The sequence below is a fragment of the Variovorax sp. V15 genome (genome assembly GCF_041154425.1).
Lineage (GTDB): Bacteria > Pseudomonadota > Gammaproteobacteria > Burkholderiales > Burkholderiaceae_C > Variovorax > Variovorax guangxiensis.
In genome coordinates, this window is the sequence record NZ_AP028660.1 from 97169 (window position 1) to 121094 (window position 23926).

A 23926-nucleotide genomic window follows, 5' to 3' on the forward strand; every position below is an offset into this window, starting at 1 on the left:
GCATGTGAACTGTCATATCGTGCGATGCAGGGGTCGAAACGCACGTTGACGATCGAGGCCCTTTTGCGGGGTTCGGCGAACGGACCTGTTCTTGCGCGTCGATCACCTGGGCATTGCCGGGCACGGGCGGATTCGATGAAGTCCGGCACCAGGAAACCAGTCAAGGAAAAGGAAACGCATGGACCGAGCAGACATTCCGGCGAGGCTGTTGAAGCGCGAGGGCATCGGCGCCCGGGTGCCTCGCAAGGAGGACGCGCGCCACCTCGTGGGAAAGGGCAACTTCGTGGGCGACTTCGTGCTGCCAGGCCTGCAGGAGGTCGCGTTCCTGCGCAGCCCGCTCGCGCATGCGGTGGTCACCGGCGTCGAGATCCCCGAAGCGCTTGCGGGGAAGGTGTTCCTGCGCGACATGATGTCGGATGCGGCGGACATCGGGTCGCCGTCTTCGGTGCCCACCTACCAGTACTCGGCGCTGCCGCCATTGGCGTCGGGCAAGGTCCGTCACGTCGGCGAGGCGATCGCGATGGCAGTGGCCCCCACGCGCGCCATGGCGGAAGACCTGCTGGAGGAAGTGGAGGTCACGTACGACGAACTGCCCGTGTACCACAGCACGGACTCCGCCCTCGCGGCCACGGGGGAGTTCATGCACCCCGAATGGAAGGACAACGTCTTCCTCACGCTGCGGGCCGATCGCGACTTCGAAGAACTCGCCGCGAAGGCCGAGGTGAAGGTCAGCCGCACGGTGGAGCTGTCGCGCCAATGCATCGTGCCGCTGGAGGGCAAGTCCGTCCTGGCCTACTGGGACTTCCAGACCGACCAGCTCGTGGTCGTCAGCGCCACCCAGGTCCCGCATCTGCTGCGCGTGGGCATCGCCCAGCACCTCGCGATGAACGAGGAAGCCGTGCGGGTCGTGTCCCCGGACGTCGGCGGCGCCTTCGGCTACAAGGGACAGCTCTATCCCGAAGACCTCTGCGTCGCCTGGCTGGCCAAGACCTATCGCACGCCGTTTCGCTACCTTGAGGATCGGCGCGAGCACCTGATCGTTGGCGCCAACACGCGCCAGCATCACTACCGGCTCACGGCCTATGCGGACCGCACGGGCAGGCTGCTGGCGCTGGATGCCGTCATCACCATCGACGGCGGCGCCTATTCCTACTATCCCTTCTTCGTCGGCCTGGAACCTGGCCAGGCGATCGGCAACCTGCCGGGGCCCTACAGCTTCCGCGGCTATCGGTGCGAGACCCTTTGCGTTGCGACCAACAAGCCCGGGTTCATGGCCTACCGCGGCGTCGCGCGCACGGGCGTCTGCTTCGCGATCGAGCTGCTCATGGACGCCGTGGCCCGCGAGGTGGGACGGGAGCCGTGGGAGGTGAGGCTGGAGAACCTGGTGCCGGCCTCGGCCATGCCCTATGTGAACGTGGCCAACAAGCACTTCGACAGCGGCGACTTCCCGGCGAGCCTGCGCCGCGCCGTGGAGATGATCGGGCTGCAGGCCGTGCGTGAGCGCCAGGCGCGCGGCGAGCCCGACGGGCGGCTGATCGGCTTCGGCACGGCCACCTATACCGAGCAGTCCGCCCACGGCACGACGGTGTTCGCGAACTGGGGGCTGCCAGTGGTGCCGGGCTTCGACCAGGCGGTCGTCAGGATGACCGCGGACGGCGGACTCGAGGTGCGCGTGGGCGTGCACTCGCACGGCCAGGGCATGGAGACCAGCTTCGCGCAGATCGCCAACGACGTGCTCGGCATTCCGGTGTCGAGGATCCGGGTGGTGCACGGGGACACGGCGCTCACGCCGTTTTCTTCGGGCACCTATGCCTCGCGCGCCACCGTCATGTCGGGAGGCGCCATCTCGGTCGCGTGCAAGGAACTGCTGCCGCGGATTCAGTCGATCGCCGCCTACCTCATGGGGGTGGATGCGCAGACCGTGGCGTTGATCGAAGGACGCGCCGTGTCCGGCGACAAGTCGATTCCGCTGTCGCAGGTCGGGGGCGCGTGGTACCTCACACCGCAGGACCTGCCTGCCGACGTTCATCTCGGGGGCCTGGAGGTGTCCCGTGCGTACAAGCCCAACGTCGATACCGGCACCTTCACCTATGCGACGCATGCGGTGGTGGTGGCCGTCGACACCGAAACGGGCGAGGTCGAGATCCTCGACTACGTGGTCGTGGAGGACTGCGGGACCATGGTCAATCCGATGATCGTGGAGGGCCAGACCATCGGCGGCATCGCACAGGGCATCGGCACCGCAATGTACGAGGAGAGTCCGTATGACGAACAGGGCCAGCCGCTGGCCTCCACCCTGGCCGACTACATCCTGCCGGGCGCCACCGAGGTGCCGCGCATCCGCATCGACCATTTCGAGACACCTTCGCCGCACACCGAGTTCGGAGCCAAGGGCGTCGGCGAAGGCGGTGCGATCGCGCCGCCGGCGGTGATCTTCAACGCGGTGAACGACGCCCTGCGCGGCACCGGCGCTGCCGAGGTGCTCATGACGCCGCTGACGCCGCGCCGCCTGCTCGCGGCCCTCGAAAGCGCGAATCGTGAAGAGGAGCACGCCCGATGAAAGCGCCGAAGTTCGCATACACGCGCGTCCTCGATGTCGGCGAGGCGATCGCTGCACTGGCGGCAGGCGCAGGCGCCGCGAAGGCGATGAGCGGGAGCCAGTCCCTCGGCCCCATGCTCAACCTGCGGCTAGCGCGGCCTGCTCAGGTGGTCGACGTCGCGCAGATTCCCAGCCTGCGCACCGTCAGCCGCAAGGGCGACTGGATCGAGATCGGCGCCGCCGTCACCCATGCGGAGATCGAGGACGGCACACACCCGCCGCTGGCCGCGCACCCCATGCGCCAGGTCGCAGGCGGGATCGCCTACCGCGCGATCCGCACCCGTGGCACCGTGGGTGGCAGCCTGGCGCATGCCGATCCCGCGGCCGACTGGGTGGTGGTGCTGGCGGCACTCGGCGCGCGCGTGGTGGTCAGGTCGCCACGCGGCGAACGCACGATCGACGCCGATGCATTCATGCTCGGCGCCTACACGACCGTGCTCGAGTCCGATGAACTGATCGTGTCGGTCGCCGTACCTTCGGAGACATCCTCCACGCATTGGGGATATCACAAGGTCTGCCGCAAGCCGGGCGAGTTCGCGGAGGCCAGCGCCGCGGTGTATTTCGACGCTTCGCGCGAGCGTGCGCGGATCGTCCTTGGCGCGGCCGACGGCCCTCCACTTCTGCTGCTTGCGCTCGCAGCCGAGATCGCGCGCGACGGTGCCGGCGCGGCCGGCCGCGAGTCGCTGCGGGCAGCCGTACGCACCGCACTACCGGAACGCGACGCCATCGACCTGAAGCTCTTCACCGCCTGCCTGGAGCGTGCACTCAAGCAGTCCGGCGTCCCGGCCGGTGCCAAACACGCGGAGTAAAAAGACTTGGACCCGATTTCCATTCAAGTGAACGGTCGCAGCATCAGCCGGTCGGCCGAGCCCAGGGTGCATCTGGGCGATTTCCTGCGCGACGAACTGCGCCTCACCGGAACGCACCTCGGCTGCGAGCACGGCGTGTGCGGCGCCTGCACGGTACTCGTCGACGGCCAGCCCACGCGCTCGTGCATCACCTTCGCCGTGGCATGCGAGGGCCGGGAGGTCACCACCATCGAGGGCTACGACGACGATGCGGCGATGCAGCGGCTGCGTCAGGCATTCACGAGCCACCATGCGCTGCAGTGCGGCTTCTGCACGCCGGGAATGCTGGCCACGGCGCGCGACATCGTGCTTCGACTGCCCGACGCCGACGAAGCGCGCGTGCGCCTCGAGCTGTCGGGCAACCTGTGCCGCTGCACGGGTTACCAGGGCATCGTTGACGCCATCCTGGACGTGCTCCAGCAGCAGCGCGACACCCCCGACGCGCAGTTCGAGAAGCTGCGCCAGAGACTGGTCGCGCCGCGAACGGTCGCGCTGAAACGCGTCGACGCAGCGACGCCCATCACATCGCCGTCGCCGGGCCGGAGCGCGGCATCCGATACGGCCGCCTTGGCGGACATGCCCGAGGTGGCCCCCGTGGCAATGGCCAAGGCCAAGGCGAAAGGCAACGCCATCGAGGTCCATTTCGACGTACCCCATCCGGTCGACCGTGTGTGGGCATTCATGGGCGACCTGCCCGCGGTGGCGTCCTGCCTGCCGGGCGCGACCATCGACTCGCACGAGGGCGAAAGGGTCAAGGGCACGATCGCCATCAAGTTCGGGCCGATGTCCGCAGCCTTCGTCGGCGCGGCGCGGCTGGAACGCGACGATGCCGCCAGGCGCGCCGTCCTTCGAGGCGCGGGCCAGGACAGTCTGAGCAAGTCGCGCACCCAAGGCGACATCACCTATCGGCTCGAAGCGCTGTCCGCGGACAGCACCCGGGTCCACGTGGACATGATCTACGCCCTTCAGGGGCCGCTCGCGCAGTTCTCGCGCTCGGGGCTGGTGAAGGATTTCGTGCGCCGCATGGTGGCGGACTTCGGCAAGCAGATCTCCCGCCGGCTGAGCGGACAGGCTGCCTCGGTCGACGAGCCGCAACCCACGGTCTCCATGGCCGCGATGATGTGGAGCGTGCTGTGGAACCGCATTCGAGGCTGGTTCGGAAGGCCGCAATGAGTTCATTTCTTCATGGCTATCACGTGCGGGCCAACGGGGTGCGGCTGCACCTGCTGCGCTATGGCGGCCAGGGCCCGCGCATGCTCCTGTTGCCCGGCATCACGAGCCCGGCCATCACATGGGGCTTCGTCGCTGAGCGGCTGGCTCGCCACTTCGACGTCCATGTGCTGGACTTCCGCGGGCGGGGCCTGTCCTGGAGCGTGCCCGGCATGGACGCCAGCCTCGATGCCATGGCGGGCGACGTGCTCGATCTGCTGGAGGTGCAGGGGTGGTCGTCTGCCACGCTGCTGGGGCACTCCATGGGAGCGCGCGTCGCGATCCGCGCCGCGTCGCGCGACGCGCGCCGCCTCGACAGGTTGCTGCTGATCGATCCGCCCGTCTCCGGCCCCGGCCGCCGACCCTATCCCGTGCCGCTGTCATGGTACGTGGATTCCATCCGGATGGCCATCCAGGGCATCACGGCCGACGAGCTGCGTCCCTACGCGCAAAACTGGACGGACGAACAACTGCAACTGCGCGCCGAATGGCTTCACACTTGCAGCGAGGAGGCGGTGGTCCAGGCGCATGCCGGTTTTCACAACGACGACATCCACGCCGATCTGGCGAGGTTGCAGACGCCCGGGCTGCTCATGAGGGCAGGGCGCGGCGGCGTGGTGCTCGCCGAAGACCTGGCGGAGATCGAAACCCTCGCACCCCGCTTGAAGCAGTGCACGGCCCACAGCGCCGGCCACATGATCCCATGGGACGATGAGCTGGACTTCCACCGCCTGTTGGGCGAGTACCTCGAGGTCGACCTGCTGTAGCGGCGGGCGTTCTCGTTCCTTTGCATATGGGGGAGCCGATACACTCGCCGGCTGACACTATTGGCGATCTCGAGATGATGACGAAGCGTTCTCCCGCCCGGAAGAAGACAGGTGGCACCACCGAGGTTGAGGCGGCAAAGCCCAAGGGTCCAGAGCCGTTCAATCCGCTGCGCGAAGTCATGTGGCGGCGCCCGGGCTTCCTGATCCGCCGGCTCACTCAGATCGGCCAGGCGATATTCTTCGATCTCTGCAAGTCCGAGAGCATCACGCCGCTGCAGATCGGCATGTTGACCGCGCTGTCGATGAATCCGTGGCTCGATCAGAAGGCCCTCGGCCGCGAGCTTTCACTGGATCGAACGACGACGGCCGAAGTGGTCAAGCGCCTGGTCGACAAGGGGCTGGTCGAGACTCGCGTCAATCCGGACGATCGTCGATCGAGGCTGTCGGTGATCACCAAGGACGGGCTGAACCTCATCAACGACCTGCAGGAAAGCATCCACCGCTCGCAGGAGCTGCTGATTGAGCCGCTGTCGCCCGAGGACCGCGCCGTCTTCATGAAATTGCTGGCTCAGCTCGTGGATGCCCACGAGAAGATGGAGAAGCAGGGCTAGCCCGTCTGGCTTGAAGCTTCACGTTGTCCTGTCGTGTGCTGGCGCTTCTGTTCGGGAGGGGCCGAGCTTTTCATTTACCTTGGATCTGCTTCGAAAGAAAAATCGAGATGAGTTACGTCGCGCCCCTCAAAGACATGCTGTTCGACATCGAACACCTGGCCAACATCGGCGAGATCGCGAAGCTGCCGGGCTTCGAGGATGCCGGCCTCGAAACCGCGCAGGCCGTGCTCGAAGAGTGCGCGCGCTTCAACCAGGACGTGATCGCGCCCCTGAACGTGGCGGGCGACCGCAATCCCTCGTCGTTCAAGGATGGCGCGGTCACCACCACGCCGGGCTTCAAGGAAGCCTTCGCGCAGTACGTGGCGGGTGGGTGGCAGGGGCTGCAGCATCCGGCGGATTTCGGTGGCCAGGGCCTGCCCAAGACCATCGGCGCTGCTTGCGGCGAGATGCTCAACTCGGCCAACATGAGCTTCGCACTGTGCCCGCTCTTGAGCGACGGCGCCATCGAGGCGCTGCTCACGGCCGGCTCCGACGAGCTCAAGGCCACCTACCTCGAGAAGCTCGTGAGCGGCCAGTGGACGGGCACGATGAACCTCACCGAGCCGCAGGCCGGCAGCGACCTCGCCATGGTGCGCAGCCGCGCCGAGCCGCAGCCCGACGGTACCTACAAGGTGTTCGGCACCAAGATCTTCATCACCTACGGCGAGCACGACATGGCGCAGAACATCGTGCACCTCGTGCTGGCCCGCGTGGCCGGTGCGCCCGAGGGCGTGAAGGGCATCAGCCTGTTCGTCGTGCCCAAGTTCCTCGTGAACAAGGATGGCTCGCTGGGCGAGCGCAACGACGTGCACTGCGTGAGCATCGAGCACAAGATGGGCATCAAGGCGTCGCCCACGGCCGTGCTGCAGTATGGCGACCACGGCGGTGCCATCGGCTATCTCGTGGGCCAGGAGAACCGCGGCCTCGAGTACATGTTCATCATGATGAACTCTGCCCGCTACGCCGTGGGCATGCAGGGCATCGCGATCGCCGAGCGTGCCTACCAGCACGCCGTGGCCTACGCGAAGGAGCGCGTGCAGAGCCGCCCGGTGGACGGCTCCATCAACGCCAGCGCGCCGATCATCCATCACCCCGACGTGAAGCGCATGCTGATGACGATGCGCGCCTACACCGAAGGCTGCCGCGCCATGGCCAGCGTGGCGGCTGCGGCCTACGACGCCGCGCACCATCACCCCGACGCCGACGCGCGCAAGCAGAACCAGGCCTTCTACGAATTCATGGTGCCGCTGGTGAAGGGCTACAGCACCGAGATGAGCCTGGAAGTGGCCTCGCTGGGCGTGCAGGTGCACGGCGGCATGGGCTTCATCGAGGAGACCGGTGCGGCGCAGTACTACCGTGACGCCAAGATCCTGACGATCTACGAAGGCACCACCGCCATCCAGGCCAACGACCTCGTGGGCCGCAAGACGGCGCGCGACGGCGGCCAGACGGCCAAGGCGATCGCCGCGCAGATCGAGAAGACCGAAGCCGAGCTGGCCAGGATCGACAACCCTGCTGCAGCGGCCGTGCTCAAGCGCCTGAAGGCTGCGCGCCAGGCCTTCGTCGAAGTCGTCGATTTCGTGGCCGGCCAGACCAAGGCCTCGCCCAACGCGGTGTTCGCGGGCAGCGTGCCCTACCTGATGCTCGCGGGCAACCTGGTGGCAGGCTGGCAGCTCGCGCGTTCGCTGATCATTGCGCAGGACCTTGCCTCGCGCAGCTTCGACACCGACTTCATGCTGGCGAAGATCGCAACCGCGCGCTTTTACGCCGAGCACATCCTCAACAAGGTGCCGGGCATCCGCGACAGCATCGTCGACGGCGCGGAGAGCGTGACGGCGCTGGCGCTCGAGGCTTTCTGAAGCAAGGATGCAGGCCTCTTCCTCCGCGCGACGAAGGTCAAGTCCGGTGGTTCTTCTCTGCTGCCGAAACCACGATTCGCAATCGCGCTACCCCATGGCCGCCCGTATGAACATCAAAGGCTGATCGCCGCGATCCCGGCCAGCACGATCACGCCTCCGGCAATACGGCGCGCGAGATGGTCCTCGCGAAAGAGCCAGCACGCGAGGAAGGCGCCGATGACGATGGACGACTCGCGCAGCGGCGCGATCAGCGCCACTGGCGCACTCAGCATGGCGGTGAGAACGAGGATGTAGGCCAGGGGGGACAACACGGCCACGACGAGGATCGGCACAGCGTTGGCACGCAGGACATCGGGAATCCGATGCCGCTGCATCAGCGCGATGGGTGTCAGGATCAGGCCTTGCAGAAGGAGCGTGCCCGCGTAATAGCTCACGGGCGCCAGGTGCCACGCGGTGACCGCGTAGCTGTCCCAGAGGGTGTATGCGGCGATGGTGGCACCTGTCGCTGCTCCCCAGAGGATCCCCGGCACGGTACGGTGGCTGCCGCTTCTGAAGAGATTTCCGACGACGACGAGGATGCCCGTGACGATGAGCAACGCTCCGAGCATGGCGACCGCGCTGGGCCGTTCTTCCAGCAGGACAACCGCGAACAGCATCGTCAGCATGGGTCCCGTACCGCGGGCGACCGAATAGACCACCCCCAGCTCTGCGCGGTCGTAACCGGCCTGCAGGATCAGGGAATAGGCGATGTGCAACGCGGCCGAGACGGCGGAACCCACCGCGAGCCGCCAATCAAGCAGCTGTTGTGCCTTGGCCAAGGGGGCCATGCCGATCGGCAGGCACAGCAGCGCCGAGGCGCAGGTATAGGCCCAGACGAACAGGAAGGTGTCGCCGCGCTTGTATTTCGAGGCGATGTTCCACAGCGCATGGGCTGCCGCCGCAGCAAGCACGAGCGCGACGGTGCCGGGCCGCATCAGCAGATGCTGGGCAGGTCGATGCCCGCCCGCTCCGCCAAGCGGCCGCGCTCGGGGTCGCGCAGCGCAAGCATTGCGACCAGCGCGTCGATCACGACGAGCTGGGCCACCCGGCTCCCGGCTGCGGCCATCTGCGCCGGCAGGGGCGCACCGCCGACGACCAGCGCAATATCCGCGAGGGTCGCCAGGGGTGTGCCGTACTGATTGGTGAGGGCGATGAGCAACGCCCCGGCAGACGATGCTGCATCGGCGATGGCGAGCGTCGTCGAAGTACGTCCGGTCGAACTGACGGCGATGACGACATCGCCGGGGCCGAGCAGACGCGTCGCGATCATGGCCGACAGGTGGTCCTGGATGCCGATGGTCGTTACGCCGACTGCGCGCAGGCGGAAGACTGCGTCTGCGGCGACCGTCGCTGATGGGCCGGCACCGAATGCGACGACCTGTCGCGCAGACTGGATGGAGCCGACCGCTTCATCGAGCGCGGAGATTTCGACGGCCCCGGCCAGCGCGGCCAGCGCGTCGGTGCCTGCGCGGATGGAGGTCTCGAGCACAGTGGCCGGGGTTGCATCCGCAGCGAGCGCTTCAGGCGGCGCGAAGAACCGGGTGGTGCCGCGGGCGCGAGCGATCTCGATCTTGAGTTCGGTGAAACCAGTGAACCCGATGGCCCGTGCCGCGCGGACGACGCTCGGCGGTGAAACGCCGGCACGAACGGCCACCTGCGCGGTCGTGCTGACGCCGACGAACAGGGGATCGGCGAGCAGCAGAGCCACCACCTTCGCTTCGCTGGGGGCCAGATCGCCGCAGCGGGCCTGGATGCTCCCCAGCCATTGCCCAAGCTGCTTATCGCTGGAAGAAACGCCATTACCAACGTCATAATTCATTTGGAATACATTACACTGCGCATCCGAAGCAGTCAACCGCCGCGCAAGCGGATGCCCTGAAACCAAGTCGCAGGAGTCGCGTTGCATGAATCCAGAAAGCAGTCCAACCGTCGCCGTCGTGGGTCCGGGTGCCATCGGCACCACGATCGCGGGGGTGCTGCACGAGGTCGGCCGCGCGCCGGTGCTGTGCGGCCGCACGTCCCGCGATCATCTGGCGCTGCGCGATGGCGACCGCCTGATCTCCATTCCCGGTCCGGTACGGACCGATCCCAGGCAGATCGATCATCCGGTCGACGTTGTCTTTCTCGCCGTCAAGTCGACGCAGATTGAAGCAGCTGCGGCATGGCTGGCCGCATTGACCGGTCCGGAGACCGTCGTGTGCGTTCTGCAAAACGGCGTGGAGCAGCTAGAGCGGGTCGCTCCCCATTGCCCGCGTGGACGGATCACGCCCGCCGTCGTGTGGTTTCCTGCGCAGGCGCAATCCGATGGCTCGGTGCGCTTGCGTGGCGACGCTCGACTGAGCTTGCCGGACACGCCGGCTTCGCGCGTGATAGCCGAAGCGCTGCAAGGCACCCGCTGTGTCGTCGAGCTGGCGGCCGATTTCAAATCCCTGGCCTGGCGCAAGCTGATGCAGAACGCGGTGGCCGGACTTATGGCGCTCACGCATCGTCGCTCGGGCATGTTCACTCGATCCGACATCACCGTGCTCACTCTGGCGTACCTGCAGGAATGTCTGGCGGTGGCCCGCGCCGAGGGCGCCCAACTCGGCGACGAGGTGCCGCACGCGATCCTCGACAAGTTCCAGGCGTCTCCCGCCGACATGGGCACGTCCATCCTCACGGATCGCGAAGCCGGCCGGCCGCTCGAATGGGACATTCGCAACGGTGTCGTCTCACGTCGCGGCCGGACCCACGGCATTCGCACACCCATCAGTGATGTCTTGGTCCCGCTCCTCGCGGCAGCGAGCGATGGTCCTGGCTGATTCCACATCTACGCCCTCGCTGTCCTTCCGCCTCGCCCCTGGCCGATGGGATCCTCAGCGGGTCGTCGACATGAACTCCCGTGGAGGATGCCGTGGGCGGGCAGGCCATGTCCTCCTCGATGCGGTCGGGCCGATGCGTCAGGACCGGCAGCTCACCGTTAGCCACCTCTTCGATGACATCACGGCCATGGCCATGGCTGGCAACGTCATTCCCGCGGCATCTTCGGACCGAGGCGCCGAAATGCGCTGAAATGGCGAATCGCCATCTTCTGATCTCCGATGTCCGCATAAAGCAGCGCCGCGTTCCTGTGGGCGTCGAGCAGGTCCGGCTGCAGCCGAAGCGATTCTTCATAGGCCGCCAGCGCTGCGTCAGCTTTGCCGCATCCTTCCAGGGCCACTGCGAGATTGAAGTGCATCAGCGGGTCATCAGGACAGAAGCGCAGTCCGTCCGCATAAAGCTCTGCGGCGATCTCGCATCGGCCGGATTCGCAGAGCATGAAACCCAGATTGAGGTACGCGTGCGCATACGAAGGGTCTTCCGAGAGGATGTCCCGGTACATCGCTTCGGCGGCTTCAGGCCTTGTTTCTTCCAGCGCTTCGGCTCGGGCGAACCGTGCATCCAGTTGGGCACCATCGGGGACGGGCTCGGGCGGGCCGGGGAAAAGGCTCACGGCGCTGCCGCCGGACGCGATCTGCAGGTCAAGGACGAACTGCCCCGTCTGAGGTTCCCAATGGGCCTCGCCGAACCTGACCGTCACACGGTCCCCCTCGGAGGTGATGCGCATGCCCTGAAGTGGCTGCTCTTCAGGCAAGCTCGCCTTGAGGTGGCGAAGCGCTTGAAGGATCTGGCGCGTGGGAATGCGCGCGGCACGCAGCTCGTGGGCGGAGCGAAGCAGCACAAGGTCCTGGAAGGAAAACTTCCAGGCCCGGTTCTGCTCCTTGACCGGCGCCACGAACCCCAATTCGATGAGCTTGAGCACCGCGTGGCGCGACAACCCCAGCGATTGCAGCACCGCGCGAAGCGTCTGCGAAGATTCCGCCGGCGTCTTCACTTCTTCATTCTCGTGCGCGATGCGGGTACGAGCGTTTTGGTCGTGGACGGCGGAGCGCGCTTGGCCTTGGCAGCCGGCTTTCGCAGCGGGACGACCGTCTGGGCGCCTTTCGCAGGCGAAGTGCGCGGCTTTTGTGCCGCCGTCGGCCGCTTCTCCAGGCTCGCCTTGAGCATCTGGGTCAGGTCGACGATCTGGCCGGAGGAGCCGGCGTCTTCGGGATGTTCCGCAGCCACAACTTCTTCGCCGGCGATCTTCGCATCGATGGCCGCCAGGATGCGCTTCTTCTCCTCGTCCTCGAACAGCGTCGGGTCGTAGGTATCCTGGGAAATCTGCTGGATCAATTGCAGCGCGAGCTTCAGCTCCGCCGCCGAGGGCTCGAGTTGCTCGATGCGCAGGTCCTTGAGGGAGCGCACCTCCTGCGCATACAGCAGCTGCTGCAGGATCAAGCCTTCCTCCCGCGCACGCACCTGCACCACGTACTGCTTCGACTTCCATGCCCATTTGGCCAGAGCACAGTGCCCGCTTTGCAGCATGGCTTTCTTCAGCAGGTTGTAGGGCTTGCCTCCCCGCTTGTCGGGCGCGAGGAAATAAGGCTTGTCGTAGTAGATCGGATCGACCGCATCGGCCGGGATGAACGCGACGATGTCGATCAGATGGCTGGCGCCGTCCTCCAGTGCCTTCAGTTCGTCCGGCTGGAAGACGACGAAACGGTCCGTGTCGAACTCGTACCCCTTGACCAGCTCCGCCCGTGGAATGACCCGCTTGGGATTGACCGCGGACACGTACTGCTGCTTGACCCGCTCCCCCTGCCTGGAGAGCAGGTTGAAATGCACCGCGGCCGCGCTTTCGGTGGCGGTGTACAAGCGCACAGGGATCGACACGAGGCCGAATCCGAGCGACAGGGAAGCGATCGAGCGAGGGATGGCCATGGATGAACCTCCGCAAGGAAAAATCAACATGCCACTTTTCTGGCGGGTCGGAAAGAGGTGAAGGCCGTCAATTGCTCGCTGTCCGCGGCGATGGAGCTACCTCCTGTAGCCGAGGCGCTTCATCGCTTCGGCCAGCGGCTGGCGCTTCTTCCAGTAGCCCTTCCAGGGATCCTCCGTCTGAAAGGAGAGGTACTCGCGCGCGGTCCGGATATTCCACTGGGCACCGCTCTTGAGCTGCCCGAGGTCGTCCCAGGCCACCGGCATCGAGACGCCAAGGCCGGGCCTGGCGCGCGCGGAGAAGGCCACGGCCGTCGTCGCCCCATGCCCGTTGCGCAGGTAGTCGACAAAAAGCTTGCCGACGCGGTTGCTTGGCCCGCTCTTGGCCACGAAGCGCGCGGGGATCGTCCGCGCCAGGTGCTGGACGATGGCTTGCGAAAACCCCTTGACGGTCTCGTAGTCGTAGCGCGGCGCCAGCGGCACGACGACGTGCAGTCCCTTGCCGCCGCTGGTCTTGAGCCAGGCCTGCAGCCCCAGGGCGTCGAGCATGGCGCGCACCAACGCCGCGGCCTCCTGGACATGGTCCCAGGTCGTGCCTTCGCCGGGGTCCAGGTCGAACACCATCCTGTCGGGCTTGTCGATGTTCTTCGCAGTGGAATTCCACGTGTGAAACTCGATCACGTTCATCTGCGCGGCCCCCACCAGCGCCTTGGCGCTTGCGATCTCGAGCAGGGCGGCATGGCCCGGCCACAGGTTTTCAGGCAGCTCGGTGATGCCGGGAATGCCGATCTTCTCGCCGTGCTTCTGGAAGAACAGTTCGCCGGTCACCCCCGTGGGACCGCGCACGAGGGAGCAGGGCCGCCCCTTCAGGTGCGGCAGGATGAACTGCGCGACCGACTCGTAGTAGCGCACCAGGTCCAGTTTGCTGGCGCCCGTGGCTTCGTCGATCACGCGTTCGCCATGGCTGACCTTGACGGAGGCCACCGACGATCGGCCGGCCTTCCCCTCGGCCTTCCCCTCGGCCGGCGCGGCGGATGGCCCGAGCTGCTTGGGCCGCTCGCGCACGATGGCTTTGGCGGGCTTGTCGTCGCGCAGTCCGATGAAGGACGCATGCCGTATCTGGTCGTCCGGCGTCCACTCAGCAAAACTCACCTCCGCCAGCAGCCGGGGCTTCACCCAGCGCTCGCTGCCGGCCTTGCCCCTGGACCAGCGGCCCGGCCTCGCGTCGCCCTTCTCGAAGGGGGACTTCGCGGCAGCCAGCGGCAGCAGCCTCTGCTTGACCTCCCAGGCTTCTTCGCTGCTCCAGCCGGTGCCCACGCTGCCCACGGACACCAGCTTGCCGCCGGCATCATGAATGCCCAGCAGGAGGCTTCCGACCTGGTCGGAGCGGTCCGTCCGGTCGGTATAGCCGCAGATCACGAACTCCTGGCGCAGCTTGCACTTGAGCTTGAGCCAGGTTTCGCTGCGCCGGGAGACGTACGGCGCATCGGCGCGCTTGGCGATCACGCCTTCCATCTGCATCTGGCACGCGGAGCGCAGCAGTGACGCGGGATCGGCTTCGAAGTTGTCGCTGAAGCGCACGTGGTCGGTGGATTTTTCCGCGAGGAAGTCCCGCAGCAGCTGGCGGCGTTGCGCCAGGGGAAGAGGGCGCAGGTCGTGCCCCTCGAAGAACGGGACGTCGAAGACAAAGAACACGATGTGGTCGGCGCCTTGCCCGCGGTCGAAGGCGTTCTGCAGCGCATTGAAATCCGGCGCGCCGTTCTCCCCGAGCACGACGATCTCTCCGTCCAGAAAGGTCGAATGAAGGCCCAGGCTGCCAAGCTCCCGCGCCAGCGTGGGCATGCGGGCCGACCAGTCGTGTCCGCCACGGGTGATGAGCGCAAGCTTGCGCTTGTCGAACCGGGCCATCAGCCGATAGCCGTCGAACTTGATCTCGAACAGCCATTCGCCGCCTGAGGGGATGCCCGCAACGAGGGTGGCCAGCTGCGGCTTGATCTCGGCGGGCAGGGCCGCCTTGCGCGCAGGCCTGGAGGGGCTGGGTGCCTTGCCGGCCGGCTTCGCCGCAGGCGCGGCCTGCTTGAGAGGCTTGGCGATGACGCTGTCGGGCAGGGCGGCGATCACGTCGTACTCGGCGTGGGCGCGCGCGAAGGCATCCTTCTTCTTGAAGAGGATCCAGGGCTCCTGGCGCTCGCCGCCCTTGGCGATCTTCACGAGTTCCCACAGCCCCTCGAGCTTCTGGCCGTGCAAGCGGAACAGCAGCTTCCCGGCGGCTAGGCCTTGGTGGGGGTCGCCGACGGGCTCCCACGTGCCGTTGTCCCAGACGATGACGGTTCCTGCGCCGTACTGCTTGGGCGGGATGGTGCCTTCGAACGAGGAATAGGAGATCGGGTGGTCTTCCACGTGGATGGCCATCCGCTTTTCCTTCGGATCGAAGCTGGGGCCCTTGGGCACGGCCCAGGACACCATCACGCCGTCGAGTTCGAGCCGGAAGTCGTAGTGCAGTCGCGAAGCGGCATGCTTTTGCACCACGAAGGTGAGCGCATGCGGGCTCGGCCGGCCTCCCTCGGCGGGCTCCGCAGTGACAGCGAAGTTCCGCTTCGCCTTGTACGTGGACAGCGCGTCGCTCTTGGCCATCGGGCGTCCCTCTCAAGGGCCGGGCGGCGAGGCACCCGTGGCGCCTCCTCAAGCCGCCTTTCGGGTCTTGGCGGACGCCTTCTTCGAAGCCGTCTTTCGCGCGGTTCCGGCGGATTTGGCCGGCGCCTTGGCACTGCTGCGCTTCTTGGCTGCCGCATCGCTCGCTTTGGGAGACTTGCCGCCCTTGAGGCTGCGCTGGAGCAGTTCGGTCAGGTCGATCACGTTTGAGCTGTCTTCCGGGGCTTCTTCCTCGGGCTGGATGACGGTCTCGGTATCGCCGGCCTTGACCTTCTTCTGGACGATCTTCATGACGGCGCTCTTGAACTCGTCCTTGAAGTCTTCCGGATCCCACTTGCCTGACATGCTGTCGACCAATTGCTCGGCCATCTTCATCTCTGCCGCGCTCACCTTGGCGCCCTTGACCCCTGCAGGAGGCAGGTCGAGGCCTTCCAGGCTTTTGACTTCGTCGCCCCATCGCAGCAGGTTCAACACCATCGCCTTGCCGGAGGGCACCAGCACGGCCAGATGCTGCTTGGTGGCGATGACCACCTTGGCCAGGCCGATCTTGCCCGTCTTCAGAAGCACCTCGCGCAGCAGCGCGTAGACCTTCTGGCCCTTGTTGATCGGCGCAACGTAGTAGGGCCGTTCCAGATACAGGAAGGGCAGCTCCTGGGCATCGATGAAGCGCTGGATCTCGATCGTCTGCGTGGTGCGGGGATAGACGGCTTCGATCTCGTCGGGCGAGATCACGACGTACTTGCCGTCTTCGTACTCGAAGCCCTTGACGATGTTGTCCTTGTCGATCTCCCGGCCCGTCTTCTTGTTGATGCGCTTGTAGCCGACCGGGTCCATGCTGCGCTTGTCCAGCCAGTCGAAATCGATACCCTGCTCGATGCTGGCGGTGTGCAGGCCCACGGGGATATGGACCAGGCCAAAGGTGATGGCGCCTTTCCAAAGGGTTCTGCTGCCAGTTGCCATGTCGATTGCCTTTTCTCAGTCCTCGGTCGCGCGGAAGATCGTCGTGGCATAGCCACCTAGGGGTCAGACCTTCCCGCCGAGGGACCTCGGGCCTTGTGGGACATCGGCGGTCTCTCGGGGAGGACAAGTGCTATCTCTGTGCGCGGCGTGCTAGCTGCCGCGTTTGGCGAAGTTCCGCGCCCCCCATGAACCGCGGCCATGTTTTGAGGGCTGAGGTCGGCCAGGAGCAGCCGTTCGAGGTATCCGGCAACTTTGCACTGAAGGGGCATTCGTGCTGCCGCCCGGTCACGGTTCGCCGGCAGAATGGAGGCTGGGCTGTCGTTCAGCGGCGACGCCCTTCAACAAGCAGCGCGAGGGACAAGATGCGGAGATTCATCGTCTGGCTTTGTGCGATGGTTGCGTCCACAGCTTTTGCGCAGGCGTTGCCGGCTTGGCGAACGTCTACGCCGGAAGAGCAGCGCCTGGACGCCGCTGCCTTCAAGAACCTCGACAAAGACATCGAGCAGGAACTGGGCGATGTCCAGAGCTTGGTCGTTGTCCTCCAAGGTCGGACCGTATACGAGTACTACCGCGATGGCGACCCGAACGCATTGCGGGACACCCAATCCGTCACCAAGAGCGCCTTGGCGCTCCTGGTAGGCACTGCTTTGAAGCGAGGGCAACTGTCTTCTCTCGAGCTGCCGGTTGTCGAACTCATGCCGGAGTGGCGCGCTCTCAACTCGGACCCTCGCGCGCAGAGCATCACGTTGCGACACCTGATGGCCATGACTGCTGGATTTGCGGTAGATGACCGTTCAGGAACTGCAGCGCCGCTCACGCCGACTTCCGCTTGGGCAAGGTCAATTCAGACAGAGCCAGGGCAACGCTTCGCCTACGACAACAGTGGACCCCCCATGGTTCGAGCCGTCCTCGAACGAGTGACCGGACGTCCGATGGCAGACCTCGTGCGCGAGCAACTCGTGACGCCTCTTGAAATGCGGCAGCCTGCGTACTCTCGTGACGGCATTGCTTCCATGAGAACCGTGGACATGGCAAAGCTGGGGCACCTGATGCTGCTGGATGGCACCTGGGCTGGCGCCCCGTTGCTGCCTCCGGGCTTCGTAGCCCAGATGGTCAAGCCTCAAAGTTCAGGCGGGCCGCCCGCTCACTTGCCTATGGACTGTTCTGGTGGGTGCCTTCGGGTTCCACCTTCTTCGCCAGCGGCTACGCTGGGCAGCTCATCTGGGTCCACTCACCTCTCGGCTTGGTTGTGGCCGTGACATCCACGATTTCGCCGGATAGCGCGCATCGCGGGCAGGCCCTGAGGCTCGCGCGAGGCCCTGTGTTTCAGGCAGCCCAGCGGCGACTGGCTTTGCCTCCCAAATAGGCCTGAAAAGCTCATCAGATTTCACAGCGAGCCCAGGCGAAAGAAACAAGAATCCACGAGTGGAATGTTCTTGCCGGCCGGATGGGAGACGACATTGGGGAACCTGGTCGAAGTCAGATGTTGCCGTGCTGACCGGGTGTGGATTTCCGTGCTCGTTTGACCCACAGTTCCATCAAGCGCTGAGCCAGCGCATTTGCTTCCACGCCTTTGCCTGGACACGCGTGTGCCCGACAGCATGCGGGTCAAGGCTTCGTGACAAAACGAGTTGCCCCTGGGGAAATCAACGCCGGGGCGTCAGGCGGGCGCTGCTTTGTGGCGTGAGGCGATGTGCCGGGGCAGTTCGACGAGCGATGGCCGATGAACCTGGAGCGGCGCCTGAAAGTTCGGCCGGGCGCATGCGAGGGAGAAATATCCGCGACATCGGTCGAGTTGCGCTCAAGCCATGATCGACACCCCGTTATCGACACCCCGTTATCGGCACTCCGAACGTACTAGGCATTGGCACGCTGCAGGAGCTTCACAGCCACTGCACGCGACCAAGGCTTGGCTCAATCCGCCGTAAGCCGACACGTCGCTGCGCTCGAAGCTCAGTTGGGCCAGACGTTGGTTATTCGCGGCCATCGGCAGATCCAGTTGAGCCGTTTCCAACGCTGGATGGGCGGGACGCGGGTGCGGTCGGGGGAGCGGAGTCTGTGAGCCCCGAAGGCATCCATCCGCGATGCCGGGCAGCCGTTCACTGCTGTATGACCACCGGGTTCGATGACGGAAGCTTCGTATCCAGCTCGCGCTCGTAGCTTTCGAGGGGCTGGGGAACGCCGAACAGGTAGCCCTGGCACACGTCGCAGCCCTGGCGCATCAGGAACTCGCGCTGCGCATGAGTTTCCACGCCTTCGGCCACGATCTCCAGTTCCAGGTTGCGCGCCAGGCCGATGATGGCCTGGATGATCGACTCCACCTTCGGGTCGAGCCCGATGTTGTGCACGAAGAACTTGTCGACCTTCACCTGGCTCAGCGGCAACTGGGTCATGTAGGACAGCGACGAATAGCCGGTGCCGAAGTCGTCCATGGAGAACTGGATGCCCAAGGCGGCCAGGGCTTCCATCTTGCCGATGGCGTCGGCCACCTTCTCGTGCAGCAGGCTTTCGGTGAGCTCCAGCTTGAGCCTGCCCGGATCGGCGCCGGTTTGCACCAGCACTCGGCTCACCTGGTCGACGAAATCCGCCTCTCGGAACTGCCGGGCGCTCACATTGACCGACAGCTGCAGGTGCCGCCTCCGCGGATCGCCGCGCCATGCCGTGAGCTGCCTGCAGGCGGTCTCCAGCACCCACAGGCCCAGCGGGATGATGAGCCCGGTGTCCTCCGCCACGTCGATGAACTGGCCTGGCATCAGCAACCCGCGCGTCGGATGGTTCCAGCGCACCAGCACCTCCGCGCCCACCACCCGGTCCTCGCCGGTGACCTGGCTCTGGTAGTGCAGCACGAACTGCTGCGCCGCAATGGCGGCGTGCAGTTCGTTTTCCAGCGCGGCGCGCGCGGTGATGCGGGTCTGCATTTCCGTCTCGAAGAAGCGCATCGCGTTACCGCCGTCCGTCTTGGCGCGGTACATGGCGATGTCGGCCTGTTTGAGTACCTCCTCGATCGAGGCAGTCCGGGCATCGAACAGGCAGGCACCAATGCTGCACGTGGCGTGATGATGCTGGACACCGAGCTGGTACGGCTGGTTCAGCTGCGCGAGGATGGCCGCACCGACGGTCTCGGTCTGCGAGGTGGCCCCAGCGAGCTGGTCGCTCAGGTTTTCCAGGATCACCACGAACTCGTCGCCGCCCAGACGCGCCACGATGTCGCCCTCGCGCAGGCAGCGCTTGAGTCGCTGCGCCACCTGCTTGAGCAACTGGTCGCCCACGTCGTGGCCGAGCGCGTCGTTCAGCGTCTTGAAGTTGTCCAGGTCCAAAAAGAGCAGCGCGCACAGCCCCGGCTGCCGCGCGGCATTGCCGATGGCATGGTGCAGGCGATCGAGCAACTGCCGGCGGTTGGGCAAGCCGGTGAGCGTGTCGTAGAAAGCCAGGTGCTCGATCTCCCGAGCCGCGCGCTTGCTTTGCGTGATGTCGCGCAGGATCACGATGAAGCGCGCACTGCGTTCCTCGCCGTGGCCGAGCGAGGCTTCGGCCGGTGCGTTGGCTCTTTCATCGGTCACCACCTCGACCGACTTGCGCGATGCAGAGATCTCGAACCAGCTGCGCTCGCCCTTGTCGCGTCGCTCGAACTGGCGCCCGGCCGAATAGCCCTTGACCTGCGCTTCGCGCACCGCCGCCATCACCTGCGAGGCGGCCTCGAACGGCAGCAGCTCCTGCAGCGTGCGGCCCACGGGATCTCCGATGTCGGCGGCGGGAAAGGGCACGCGCGGCGCGTGATAGCCATGGCAGCGGCCATCCAGGCCGACTTCGAGCAGCAGATCGGGCAGGGCATTGAGCGTGGCCTGCAACTGCGCCTTGCTCTCGATGATGGCGGCCGTGTGGCGACGCTTCTCGGTGATGTCCTGGTAGACGCAGACCATGCCGCCGTCCGGCGTGCGGTTGCGGGTGGCGCGGATCACCTGGCCGTTCTCCAACAGTGCTTCCTGCTCGGAATGCGGTTGGACCATCTGCGGCGCATTCAAGGCCGACCAGCCGGCGGGGCCCTGGCTGTGCACCACGTGCCGGGCGGTTTCGTCCATGATGCGGCGAAAGGGCAACTGTGGCGCGATCATCGATTCGGTCCACGGGAACATCGCGACGAAGCTGCGGTTCCAGGTGAGCACGCGGTGCTCGGCGTCCAGCAGGATGAAGCCGTTGACCATCGATCCCAATGCCTGGTCCAGCGTGGCCTTGGAGCGCATCAGCTCCATCCGGGAGCGCCATTGGCGGCGCAGCTGGATGTGCGTGAAGCACGCCACCGCCAGGATCATCAAGCCGATGGCCACGCCGGTCCAGGCGATCAGATCGCGCTCGCGTCGCCAGTCCCTGAGCGCAGCGCTCAGCGGCATGCTCGCCACGATCAGCAGATTGCGGTGCAACGTGGGCCGGGCCACCACGATGGCCGGCTCACCGCTCAGGCGCGCGGCCATCCGCCGCGGCTTGCCATCGCTGGTCTGCTCGTGCAGGGGCGGCTCGATCTGCCGATCGGCCAGGTCGTCGCGTGGCGGCAGGCTCGCCAGGAGGGGGCCGGCGTCGCGCTCCAGCGTGACTTCCAGGTCGCGCAAGCCGCTGCCTTGCGTCATGATCGTCGCGAGCAGCGACAGCTGCACCTCGGCCACCGCCAGCATGCGAGAGCTGTCCGCCAGCGTCACGGCGCGGGCGAAATACAGCACCTTCTGCGAGGTGACTGCGCTGAGGGCCGGCGCGCTGATCGCCAGCGTCGACACCGGCTTGGCCAGCACGCTGTCCACGAAGCCCGCGGGCAGAGCGAGCGGCAGGTGTTCGCCGCGCCGGTCCGACGAGGCCACCACGGCCCCACGCGCATCGACGAAGGCCACGTGGCGCACCAGCAGGTTCTGCCGCACCATGTTGCCGAGCAGCTGGTGTGGCCCGGGGCTGCTTGCGTCGTTGCCGGCACTTGCGGCGCTCGAACCGCGCAGCAGTTCGTTGGCTCCTGCAAGCAGCATGTCGACGCTCAGCAGCGCGCGATTGAGGGCCGCCTCGGAACCGGTCACGAAGCGGACCGTCTGGCTCTCGTGATCGGTGATGGCCTTCTGCCTGGACTCCCAGACGATGAGGGAGGCCACGGCCCCCACGGTGGCGAGGAAGACCAGCGCCACGCCGAGGACGATGGCGGTGATGCGGCGGGGAAAACGCGCCGTCACGGTGCTGCTGCCCGGGCCTGGATGCCGACCACCGGCGCGACCGTCTGGTTCCAGGTCGTGGCGCACACCGGACCGCAGCGCTGCACCCATCCGGGCAGCACGCGGGTCGCAAGGATCTCGCGGCGGCGGGCGTGGTCCTGCGGCGATGGCGGCACGGCCACCATGCGCCCCTTGAGGGCCTTGCTGCAGCCCGCGGTGCCCGTGTTGCAGGCGATGCCTTCCTCGGTATCGCGCTCCGACTGGGCCCAGACGGCGGCTTCCAGCCGCGGCAGTTCCTTGCGCAGCAGCGCCTGCAGCTCGGGCGGCAGCGCATTCAGGCTTTCGCGGTTGGCCGCGAACACCGCCACGCCCCAGTTCAGCGGCATGACATAGAGGGCGCTGGTCACTGCATGCAGGCCGAGCGTGTGCCCGGACATGGTGCCGGTGATGACGCAGTCGGTGTTGCCCGATTTCATGTTCGCCATGATCTGCGAGAACTCGGTGTACACCGGCGTGCCGCCCAGCGCCGTGACGAAGTCGGCCTGCGTCGAGCTGGATACGCGTGTGCGCCGGCCCGCGAGGTCGCCGAGTTGTTGCATCGGCTTGTTGCAGAACACCTCCTGCGCCGGGTAGATGTAGACCGCCAGCAGTTCCACGTCATAGCGCTCGCGCAACGCGTGCGTCAGGTAGGGGCGGAACGCGCCGACCACGCGGCGCAGCGTGGCGATGTCGGGGTTCAGTCCGGCCATGTCGGGCGCGCCGAGCTCCGGAAATTGGGTGGAAACCTGGCTCAGCAGCGCCGTGCCGAAGGGCACCACGCCGAGTTGCATCAGGCTCAGCATTTCCTGGCCGGGCACCCCGGCACGGTCGAAGGGCACGATGCTGGCGGTGTAGCGGCCGCCGGACAGCGCCGCGAGGTCACGCGTCCAGAACTGCTCCTCCTGCCCCGTGTACTGGGTGACCCCGCCCAGCCCTCCGACGATGCGCAGGCGTTGCACAGGCGCCGTCTGCGCATGGCACAGCGATGCGACGAACATCAGAAGTGCGACGAGGTAGGCCAAGATGACGCTGTGCGAGCAAGGGCGGGGCAAAGCCCGGGTGTAGGGAGTGGATCGGCGAACTTCATCATGGCACAGGAGCGCCGGACGGCGGCATGTCTGGGGGCCCCCGTGTTGCGCGCCGGGCACGCTTGCCAGCCTGGCCAGGCCGGTGTGGCCGCCAAGACGGGCGCGCAGGGGCTTTCGGGGCCATCGGCAGGCGGATCCTTTCCTGCCTGCGCTGCAAGCTTGCCGACGCAGGCCGTCCACTCGTGCAAGGCCCTCAACGGGGGCAATCGCGAACTCCAGCGGCTGCGGTCGCGGTTCGGCTTCGAAGGCGTGATGCGGACTCAGTGCGGCAAGGAAGCTCGCATCCAGATATCCGGATCCACCGGGCTCTCCCTAGCCTGTTGCGCGAAAAGTCAAGAGGCGACTGCCTCGAACGCAGGCACTCTGGCGGCGACCCGCATCAATGCTTGCAACACCGATGTTGTCCCCGAGTTATCCACAAAGATTTCAACAAACTCGTGGAACAACTCCTTGCCGGAAACCATTCCGCGCCGCAGCCTCATCCAAGCCTGGCGGGTTCTGGCGGCAGGCCGCGCGAAGTTGATGCGGTCTTGATATGGCTCGGCGATGAGGCCATGTTCGACCTGCCCACCGACCCCACGCTGAGTTGGAGGCTTGCCTTGTGATGATTTCCTTGTGCCGATCGGGACGAGGGGGACGACTTGATGCAAGCGCTGGTCGTGTCGTGTCGGGCGGCCGCTGCCTACAGTGCGTCTTTCTGATGCACCACCGCGGCCATGCCTCGTATCTCATTGCGAGAACTGGGCGAATGAATCGAAATATCCGCTGTATCGCAAGTTCCCGAGCGAGACGGCAACGCACGGCCCGGACGACAACACGCTGTGCAGCGACGCTGCTGCGCGCCATGCATCCGCTAGGCAACGTTCAACGTGCGCGCCCACCGGTCGGCAACTGAGCCAGTTGGGCGCGATGCCTGTCAGGCTTGCGACTTCTTGCGCCACTCCCAGGGCCCGAAGGTCTGCCGGCGCCGCAGCTCGGCGCGTCCTTCTGCGGTGATGTCCTCGATCACGACCGATAGGGGATCGGCCGTGTCTGCTGGACGAGATTTCGACCCTGCGTTTTGCAGAAGGACCCATTTCTTCGCATTCAGCGCCCCCGTGAAGGAAACCTCCTCGGGTTTGAGGATGGTCAGCGGAAAGACCGCATGCTCGATGCTCCGGAGGAAGGCAACATGCGCAATGGACTCTGCGTTGTCTGCCTCTGTCAAGCCCAGTACGAAAGAGGGGCTGATCGTCATGGTGGCTCAGTTGCGAT

The 23926-nt window shown here is 66.0% G+C and carries 19 protein-coding genes; 9 read left to right on the plus strand and 10 right to left on the minus strand.

What is annotated here, in order from left to right; genetic code table 11:
- Window positions 1-178 precede the first annotated feature (178 nt).
- The 6 genes from ACAM57_RS32835 to ACAM57_RS32860 all read left to right on the plus strand — a co-directional run bounded on the left by ACAM57_RS32835 (window position 179) and on the right by ACAM57_RS32860 (window position 7932).
- The gene (locus tag ACAM57_RS32835; RefSeq protein ID WP_369662781.1) at window positions 179-2560 is read left to right on the plus strand and encodes a xanthine dehydrogenase family protein molybdopterin-binding subunit; all 2382 of its coding nucleotides are present in this window, start codon (window positions 179-181) and stop codon (window positions 2558-2560) included.
- The gene (locus ACAM57_RS32840; protein ID WP_369662782.1) at window positions 2557-3408 is read left to right on the plus strand and encodes a xanthine dehydrogenase family protein subunit M; all 852 of its coding nucleotides are present in this window, start codon (window positions 2557-2559) and stop codon (window positions 3406-3408) included. The genes ACAM57_RS32835 and ACAM57_RS32840 overlap by 4 nt, the downstream gene beginning before the upstream one ends.
- 6 nt (window positions 3409-3414) lie before the next feature.
- Window positions 3415-4620, plus strand: a complete 1206-nt coding sequence (locus tag ACAM57_RS32845; protein ID WP_369662783.1) for a 2Fe-2S iron-sulfur cluster-binding protein — start codon at window positions 3415-3417, stop codon at window positions 4618-4620.
- Complete coding sequence (locus tag ACAM57_RS32850; protein ID WP_369662784.1) at window positions 4617-5423, plus strand: alpha/beta fold hydrolase; 807 nt, start codon at window positions 4617-4619, stop codon at window positions 5421-5423. Before ACAM57_RS32845 ends, ACAM57_RS32850 begins: the two co-directional genes overlap by 4 nt.
- 74 nt (window positions 5424-5497) lie before the next feature.
- Complete coding sequence (locus ACAM57_RS32855) at window positions 5498-6034, plus strand: MarR family winged helix-turn-helix transcriptional regulator (protein ID WP_369662785.1); 537 nt, start codon at window positions 5498-5500, stop codon at window positions 6032-6034.
- 107 nt (window positions 6035-6141) lie between these two features.
- Complete coding sequence (locus tag ACAM57_RS32860) at window positions 6142-7932, plus strand: acyl-CoA dehydrogenase (RefSeq protein WP_369662786.1); 1791 nt, start codon at window positions 6142-6144, stop codon at window positions 7930-7932.
- 113 nt (window positions 7933-8045) lie between these two features.
- Here ACAM57_RS32860 and ACAM57_RS32865 read toward each other — a convergent pair whose 3' ends face one another.
- Window positions 8046-8906 carry an EamA family transporter gene (locus tag ACAM57_RS32865; RefSeq protein ID WP_369662787.1) on the minus strand — a complete coding sequence of 287 codons (861 nt, stop codon included), beginning with the start codon at window positions 8904-8906 and terminating at the stop codon, window positions 8046-8048.
- Complete coding sequence (locus tag ACAM57_RS32870; RefSeq protein ID WP_369662788.1) at window positions 8906-9790, minus strand: MurR/RpiR family transcriptional regulator; 885 nt, start codon at window positions 9788-9790, stop codon at window positions 8906-8908. Before ACAM57_RS32870 ends, ACAM57_RS32865 begins: the two co-directional genes overlap by 1 nt.
- A gap of 85 nt (window positions 9791-9875) precedes the next feature.
- On the opposite strand from ACAM57_RS32870, the gene ACAM57_RS32875 reads away from it, so the two are divergent.
- Window positions 9876-10772, plus strand: coding sequence for an oxidoreductase (locus tag ACAM57_RS32875; protein ID WP_369662789.1), 897 nt, complete (start codon window positions 9876-9878; stop codon window positions 10770-10772).
- Window positions 10773-10978: 206 nt separating this feature from the next.
- On the opposite strand, the gene ACAM57_RS32880 is transcribed toward ACAM57_RS32875, so the two are convergent.
- The 4 genes from ACAM57_RS32880 to ACAM57_RS32895 all read right to left on the minus strand — a co-directional run bounded on the left by ACAM57_RS32880 (window position 10979) and on the right by ACAM57_RS32895 (window position 16362).
- The gene (locus tag ACAM57_RS32880) at window positions 10979-11824 is read right to left on the minus strand and encodes a tetratricopeptide repeat protein (protein ID WP_369662790.1); all 846 of its coding nucleotides are present in this window, start codon (window positions 11822-11824) and stop codon (window positions 10979-10981) included.
- Window positions 11821-12753 carry a Ku protein gene (locus tag ACAM57_RS32885; protein WP_369662791.1) on the minus strand — a complete coding sequence of 311 codons (933 nt, stop codon included), beginning with the start codon at window positions 12751-12753 and terminating at the stop codon, window positions 11821-11823. The genes ACAM57_RS32880 and ACAM57_RS32885 overlap by 4 nt, the downstream gene beginning before the upstream one ends.
- Window positions 12754-12849: 96 nt before the next feature.
- On the minus strand, window positions 12850-15384 hold the full coding sequence (gene ligD / locus ACAM57_RS32890) for a DNA ligase D (protein ID WP_369662792.1): 2535 nt from the start codon (window positions 15382-15384) through the stop codon (window positions 12850-12852).
- A 48-nt stretch (window positions 15385-15432) separates the two neighbouring features.
- Window positions 15433-16362 carry a Ku protein gene (locus ACAM57_RS32895; protein ID WP_369662793.1) on the minus strand — a complete coding sequence of 310 codons (930 nt, stop codon included), beginning with the start codon at window positions 16360-16362 and terminating at the stop codon, window positions 15433-15435.
- A gap of 185 nt (window positions 16363-16547) precedes the next feature.
- On the opposite strand from ACAM57_RS32895, the gene ACAM57_RS32900 reads away from it, so the two are divergent.
- Window positions 16548-17621, plus strand: coding sequence for a serine hydrolase domain-containing protein (locus ACAM57_RS32900; RefSeq protein ID WP_369662794.1), 1074 nt, complete (start codon window positions 16548-16550; stop codon window positions 17619-17621).
- Window positions 17622-18271: 650 nt separating this feature from the next.
- Window positions 18272-18424: a LysR family transcriptional regulator gene (locus ACAM57_RS32905; protein WP_369662795.1), complete on the plus strand. Its 153-nt coding sequence runs from the start codon at window positions 18272-18274 to the stop codon at window positions 18422-18424.
- Between the two features lie 37 nt (window positions 18425-18461).
- Here ACAM57_RS32905 and ACAM57_RS32910 read toward each other — a convergent pair whose 3' ends face one another.
- The 4 genes from ACAM57_RS32910 to ACAM57_RS32925 form a co-directional block, all read right to left on the minus strand.
- Window positions 18462-21566, minus strand: coding sequence for an EAL domain-containing protein (locus ACAM57_RS32910; protein WP_369662796.1), 3105 nt, complete (start codon window positions 21564-21566; stop codon window positions 18462-18464).
- Complete coding sequence (locus ACAM57_RS32915) at window positions 21563-22582, minus strand: TRAP transporter substrate-binding protein (protein ID WP_369662901.1); 1020 nt, start codon at window positions 22580-22582, stop codon at window positions 21563-21565. The genes ACAM57_RS32910 and ACAM57_RS32915 overlap by 4 nt, the downstream gene beginning before the upstream one ends.
- Window positions 22583-23004: 422 nt before the next feature.
- Window positions 23005-23322 carry a hypothetical protein gene (locus ACAM57_RS32920; protein ID WP_369662797.1) on the minus strand — a complete coding sequence of 106 codons (318 nt, stop codon included), beginning with the start codon at window positions 23320-23322 and terminating at the stop codon, window positions 23005-23007.
- Window positions 23323-23588: 266 nt separating this feature from the next.
- A complete protein-coding gene (locus tag ACAM57_RS32925; RefSeq protein ID WP_369662798.1) occupies window positions 23589-23909 on the minus strand; it encodes a hypothetical protein in 321 nt (106 codons plus the stop codon).
- Window positions 23910-23926: the final 17 nt, after the last annotated feature.